This window comes from Sphingorhabdus sp. (assembly GCF_044357595.1).
GTDB lineage: Bacteria > Pseudomonadota > Alphaproteobacteria > Sphingomonadales > Sphingomonadaceae > Sphingorhabdus_B.
Map to the genome: position 1 here is coordinate 1 of NZ_JBIKPH010000160.1, position 4,617 is coordinate 4,617.

General features: G+C 54.4%; 7 protein-coding genes. 6 read left to right on the forward strand and 1 reads right to left on the reverse strand.

The window, feature by feature from the left end:
- Window positions 1-287, forward strand: a 287-nt coding sequence (locus ACIQ2T_RS11995; protein ID WP_397591016.1) for a phospholipase D-like domain-containing protein, incomplete at its 5' end; no start/stop codon positions are given.
- Here the strand turns inward: ACIQ2T_RS11995 and ACIQ2T_RS12000 are convergent.
- On the reverse strand, window positions 288-914 hold the full coding sequence (locus tag ACIQ2T_RS12000) for a class I SAM-dependent methyltransferase (RefSeq protein ID WP_397591017.1): 627 nt from the start codon (window positions 912-914) through the stop codon (window positions 288-290).
- 104 nt (window positions 915-1,018) lie between these two features.
- Between ACIQ2T_RS12000 and ACIQ2T_RS12005 the strand changes: the two genes are divergently transcribed.
- From ACIQ2T_RS12005 to ACIQ2T_RS12025, 5 genes are all read left to right on the forward strand, one after another.
- Window positions 1,019-1,369, forward strand: a complete 351-nt coding sequence (locus ACIQ2T_RS12005; RefSeq protein ID WP_397591018.1) for an antibiotic biosynthesis monooxygenase family protein — start codon at window positions 1,019-1,021, stop codon at window positions 1,367-1,369.
- Window positions 1,366-2,670 carry an MFS transporter gene (locus tag ACIQ2T_RS12010; RefSeq protein WP_397591019.1) on the forward strand — a complete coding sequence of 435 codons (1,305 nt, stop codon included), beginning with the start codon at window positions 1,366-1,368 and terminating at the stop codon, window positions 2,668-2,670. The genes ACIQ2T_RS12005 and ACIQ2T_RS12010 overlap by 4 nt, the downstream gene beginning before the upstream one ends.
- A 354-nt stretch (window positions 2,671-3,024) precedes the next feature.
- Complete coding sequence (locus ACIQ2T_RS12015; protein ID WP_306062406.1) at window positions 3,025-3,900, forward strand: LysR substrate-binding domain-containing protein; 876 nt, start codon at window positions 3,025-3,027, stop codon at window positions 3,898-3,900.
- Window positions 3,901-4,027: 127 nt separating this feature from the next.
- Window positions 4,028-4,267, forward strand: coding sequence for an exodeoxyribonuclease VII small subunit (locus ACIQ2T_RS12020; protein WP_306062470.1), 240 nt, complete (start codon window positions 4,028-4,030; stop codon window positions 4,265-4,267).
- 5 nt (window positions 4,268-4,272) lie between these two features.
- The coding region (locus ACIQ2T_RS12025) for a polyprenyl synthetase family protein (RefSeq protein WP_397591020.1) at window positions 4,273-4,617 on the forward strand (345 nt) is incomplete at its 3' end.

The following is a 4,617-nucleotide window of genomic DNA, read 5'->3' on the forward strand; positions in this document are numbered from 1 at the left end:
TGGTCATTGATGACACCGTCTATATCGGTTCGGCCAATTTGGACGTCCGCAGCATGTTCATCAATCTAGAAATCATGGTGCGCATCAAAGATGCAGGCCTTGCGCTGCATATGCGTAAGTTAATTGACGAGCTGGTCACGCAATCAGAAGAACAAACTCGGATATTGTTGAAAGCACGGGACAGTTATTGGAGCCGGTTTAAGGCTGCTCTCGCCTATTTCCTGGTCAATTCGGTAGACTATACGATTGGCCGGCGGATCACATTCGGGCTAATCCGCAACAGATAATCACTCTTTCCAGCCCCAGAAAAGGTGGCAGGGCAGAATATTCCAAAGCTCAAAACCCTTGTCAATTTTGGCGAAATGCGGTGCCATGAAGTCGCGGGCCCGGGCACGGAACTGATAAACCAAGAACGCACCGCCCGGCCGTATGGCCTTCGCCGTTTCTGCGGCGATCACCGGACCAAGATTGTTCGGCAGCGTCGAAAACGGCAGGCCTGACAATATGTAATCGGCGTGCGCGAAACCAAAACTTTGAATAATCTCATTCACATCGGCGGCGGACCCGTGCACCGCAATGAAGCGGCTATCGCGGATGGTGTGGCGCAGATATGCAATAAAATCTTCGTTTAGGTCGATGACCAATAGGGTCGCATCGGGGCGTATCCGGTCCAACACAGGCTGGCAGAATGTGCCGATACCTGGACCATATTCCACAAACAATTTGGTATGGTCCCAATCAACAGGCGCGAGCATCTTTTTTACCGTCAGCGACGATGACGGTATGATCGATCCGACCATCACCGGATGTTTGATAAACCCTTTAAAGAAAATACCCCATGGACCAAAAAAGCGGTTGGTGCGGTTCTTAATGCGGTCGAGCATTGTCGTTTTAGTCAAGCTCGAGGATGTCATATGATGGGTCCGGGGGAGGTTGTCACGAAACTGACATACGCGTAAAAAGATGCCACGCATACAACTGCGTAAAGCAACTATCTGTTCCACCCAGCTTGCATTGCATGACATATCAGTCCTATGCCGCCGTCATGGCAAAGCTAAGCTGTGGCATCATATCGGTTATTTTTGTGGCACGGCGCACCGGGCTGGACGCCGACGGTTATGCGCGCGCCGCAACAATGATGGATGAACTAGCCGCGCAGCAAGTGGGCTATGTGGGCATGGATACGGTGCGCGGATCAGATGGACTTGGTATAACCATAAGCTATTGGACGGACGAAGCGAGTGCGCAGGCATGGCGCGACCATCCAGAGCATGCCGCGATCCGCGATGCTGGCCGGGACCGTTGGTACAGTGATTACAGCCTGCACGTGGCTCAAGTTACGCGCAGCTACGATTGGAAAAAGGCATGAGTACAGTTCCAGCAATCCCTAACAGCCGCGTCGTCGTGCTGTTCCTCGTGATGCTTGTCGCTGCGGCGGGTAATACCGCCATGCAATCTGCACTCCCCGCCATCGCCAGTGAACTGGACATGCCGGATGTATGGGTCAGTCTGGCGTTTAGCTGGTCGGCTCTGTTATGGGTCATAACGGCTCCGAAATGGGCCAGATTATCCGACCGCCGGGGCCGCAAGCAATTGATGAGCATTGGCATCATCGGCTTCGTCGCCTCAATGGGGATGTGCGGACTGGTGCTGTGGCTTGGTCTTGCCGGAGTGATCGGGCCAGTTGTTACCTTCATCCTCTTTGCGTTATTCCGAAGCCTATACGGTGGATTTGGCTCCGCTGCGCCCCCCGCAGTGCAGGCTTATGTTGCCGCGCGAACAGAGCGGGCAGAGCGCACCAAGGCCTTGTCGATGCTTGCGTCGTCCTTTGGTGTGGGCACCGTCATTGGGCCTGCCACAGCGCATTATTTTCTCTTCCCGCCCTTTGGACTTGCCGGGCCGCTGATCGTATTCGCGGCGTTTGGGATCGGCGTACTGATCGCTTTGCATGTTCAACTGCCGAACGATACGCCGCGGTTTGAAGCACGTGGGGATATCGCAGACTATCCCAGCTCGGCATCGATTAATGCGCCAGATGCCGAAGATGTTAAAGGGGAGGCCTTGGGAACGCCATCGCACGTTAAAGAGGTCCGATTGCCATGGCGCGACGGCAGAATGGCGCCTTGGCTAATCGCCGGGCTCGTTGGGGGCCATGCGCAGGCCATCATGCTTGGTGTTGTCGGTTTTCTCGTGCGCGATCGTCTTGGCCTGCATGACCGTCCGTGGGAGGCTGTGCAGGCCAGCGGATCGGTTATGCTGATAGGCGCAATGGCAACCCTGCTGGCGCAATGGGGCCTCATTCCTATGTTGTCCCTTGCTGCGCGAAGCTCAGTATTACTGGGCGCTATACTTGCGCTGGTTGGCACTGTTTTGACGGGGATTAGCCAAGACTTTTATAGCATCAGCACAGGCTTTGCGATTGCCTCGCTTGGCTTCGGGCTGTTCCGTCCGGGCTTTACCGCTGGGGCTTCCTTAGCTGTACGACGGTATGAGCAAGGCGATGTCGCTGGCAAAATTGCCTCGATAAACGGCGCAGCCTATATATTCGCGCCAGCGGTCGGGGTTGCATTGTTTAATTATTGGGAACCGGCGACATTCATCCTGATCTCGGCGTCTTTGCTATTCTTGATCATTTGGGGACGGCGGGCATTGGTCATGCCTGATATTTAGATATCAAAGTTTAAATCAGGCACTGGCTTTATTATTCTGATGCACGCAAGGTCCTCACCCTGGGCCTGACCTGCAACAGGCTTTGGAAGCTATTGCTAAAATTAGGACTTACCTCCCAGAATTTGGACAAAAAAGGGCCGACCGAAGTCGACCCTGAAAAAGTCTTTAGGAGAGGATGCCTAAAAGGCTCATTCGGTATGGCGACATTTTATTTATTGTGCAAGTGCGAATAGTGCAATGTCTGTTGCAAATGATGCAACTACAATTTATAAGTTTAGTCTGAATTTCGCGGTATTTGCATGATAGCGAAATCAGAAATTTTTTGTTGCAGTGCGACAAAATGAGGAGATGATAATGCGCAGATTGCCGCCCTTACGTTCGCTCGAAGCCTTTTTGCGTGTTGCGAAACTTGGATCAGCAAAGGCAGCCGCAAGTGAACTGGCTTTGTCTCCACCTGCTTTAAGCCGCCGAATAAAGGCACTTGAAGACTTCATTGGCAAATCACTGTTTGACCGCCGCGCACAAGCGATGGTCATCAATGCCGACGGTGAGGCCCTGCTCGCAGCCGTAGAACCCGCAATGGACGCGATGGCTGAGGCTGTCGACGAACTGGCAGGCCGTGGCGGCGAATACCGCCTGCGCCTTGGCCTTTTGCCCCTGTTTGGGTCGCAGCGACTGATCCCGCGCTTACCCGAATTGCGCAAGGCGTTTCCCAAGCTGCATATTGATGTCGACACATCTGGGCATGCCGAAAACTTACTCGGCGATGTCGTTGACGCGGCCATTATCATTGCGGCTGAAGTCGATCCCAAATTGTACAGCGTCCGGCTTGACCGTAATCTGGTCTACGCTATCGCTTCCGAGGTATGGGCCAAGGAGCATAAAGTCGAAAAACCCGAAGATCTCGCCAAATACACAGTCATGGTTCATAGCGATATGCCGATGATTTTTGATGCCTGGCGGCAGGCAATGGGCGTGCCCAAGTTGAAGCCCGCAGCCGTGGATAGCCTAGATAGTGGCGCGCTTATGCTTGAAGCAGCAGCGAACGGTCTTGGCGTTGCTATCATGCACGGGAGCCATTTTTCGGATGCCCGTGACCCGCGCCTGACGCGCCTGTTCAGTGCGGAAGTTGAAAGCCCTTATAGCTATTATTTCGTATGCCGTCCCCGGGCCCTTAAACAACGCGCAGTAAAGATTTTCCACGATTGGCTGCTCAAGTCCGGCGTATAAAAGGGGGCCGGCAGATGCCGTCTCGGCGGGGAAGCCGTCGTTGTGAAGCAGTTTAAGAGCAAAGAGACTCACAGTTCGATAGAGCGAAGCACTTGACCCAACCGGCGACGGGCGGCATTGCAGTGTGATGACCCAAGACGTAGCAGACATGAATTTCGAACAAGCGCTGCGCGCGCTCGAAGACATAGTGCATAAGCTGGAAAGCGGCGAAGCGCCGCTGGATGAATCCATCGCTTTATACGAACGCGGGAATGCGTTGCGTGCTTTGTGCCAACAGCGGCTCGATACCGCGAAGGCGCGTATTGAAGCGATTGCTCTTGGACCTGATGGATCACCCACAGGCACTGCGCCTTTTGACGCTGGATGAGCGTTATGTCCCTCGCTTCATCCCCTTCTTTACTGAACGACTCGCTGACGCAAATTGCGGCAGACATAGACCAAGAATTCGACGCCCTTCTCAAATTGCCAGGTGACGCGCGGGACCGCCTATATGCCGCCATGCGACACGCGGCGATAGGCGGAGGCAAGCGGCTTCGCCCGTTGCTGGTCACCGCGACGGCTGCTTTGTTTCATGTTGATCGTGCGGTCGCAGTGCGCGTTGGAACGGCTGTTGAGGCCATCCATGTATACTCGCTCGTGCATGACGACTTGCCTTGCATGGATGACGACGACATGCGGCGCGGCAAGCCAACTGTGCACCGCGCGTTCGATGACGCC